A 1508-nucleotide genomic window follows, 5' to 3' on the forward strand; every position below is an offset into this window, starting at 1 on the left:
AATGGGCACCGGATCTTCAGAATTGATACCGATCTTTTTCAAGTAGTGAGCCAGTTGATTGGACTTGGAGTCAAGTTCGCTGTAGGTAAGTTGATTACCTTCAAATTCAATCGCAATAGCATCAGGGTTATTTTTTACCTGCTCCTCAAACAAATCCACGATTGTCTTTTCGTGGGGGTATTCCGCTTCCGTAGCATTTAAAGTCTCCAACAGAAGGGTTCTTTCCTCTTTGGGAACAAAATTTAAAAAACCAAGATTTAGGGAAGGATGGGAATGAATAGATTCAAGAAGTGTTGCATAATGGGAAACCATTCTATTTAAGGTTTCATAGCTAATGAACTCCTTATCAAAGGTGATACATCCTTCAATTTTTTCATCATTTTCTACAAAGCCGAACAGGAAACTTGAATTGTATTTCTCAAGAGCTATTTTGGATGATCGGTTAAGAACAACTAGATCGGTATTCTGATAGTCGAAGATGACGGGGTAAAGTAACCTCAATTCCTTTTCATTCTTTTTTCCTAATAAGGAAATTAGTTGATCAACAAAGATTTGATTATTAGAATTGGCTTCAATTAAATCGACACCTAATTTTTTAACAAAATCACCAAAATTCTTGGTATCATCTATTTTGGTTCCAATGGGCAGGAGGTCCAAATAAACGTTTTTTACACCATTCTTGGTTGGAATTTCAGGTACTGTCTCCCTACAGGTTGTGCCAATGAAAAAATCAATTTGATTACTATATCTATAAAGTAGCACCTTCAATGCTGCCAATAGGATTAAAGATGGTGCGGGCTTTGATTCTGAAAAGTGGGTAATAATATTTTCAAGGAGAGACTTCTCAATCTGAAAATAGATTGTGTTATTTTCTGTTCCTTTGGTCAAAGACTTTGAATGATCCTTTGGAAGTTGTAGTTCTTCGATTCCTTCCAGTTTTTTAATCCAATAGCTGTTGATCAAAAAGGAAACCTCCGTCGCTGATGGGGTGATTTGCGATTTTGTTAATGGCATGGTCTTTTTGTTTTTATCACTAAAAAATGTGTCAAAACATTATTCGAAACTTGTATTTGTTTGTTGGGAATTTAGGTGTTTGGGATGAATTATTTTTCTAAAGATATAAAATTTTAAAAAATATATTGGTATTGTAAAATAATGTCTTTGTAACTCGTTTATCCTGAATTCCACAGATTGGGGTTTATAACAGAGGCGATATCCGAAAAAGATTTTTTCAGAACGGTGTTGGCCAAAAAAGCAATCCTTTATTTTTAATAATCCAATCAATGTTTTGGAAACACTAAAGCTGAATACATGGATAGCTTCTAAAGAATTTTTCCTTTAATTTTTACCATATGTAATTGGTTTACAGGCAATTGATTGTTTGTCTGGGCCTATGAACCATGTTTGCCATCAAGAACAATTTGGATCTTTTCTGCCATTTCTTTTAAGATCTCCGGTTTTTTGAAAATATTGTCATGGTGGCCTGATACATGTACATTATGAACTTT

Annotated in this window: 1 protein-coding gene; it reads right to left on the minus strand. The window is 34.2% G+C overall.

What is annotated here, in order from left to right; all coding sequences use genetic code 11:
- Positions 1-1014: condensation domain-containing protein (locus ACEW8U_RS11505; RefSeq protein WP_373522186.1), on the minus strand; the 1014-nt coding region annotated here is incomplete at its 3' end.
- Positions 1015-1508 lie beyond the last annotated feature (494 nt).

Origin of the sequence: Aquiflexum sp., from assembly GCF_041751335.1 — a bacterium.
GTDB lineage: Bacteria > Bacteroidota > Bacteroidia > Cytophagales > Cyclobacteriaceae > Aquiflexum.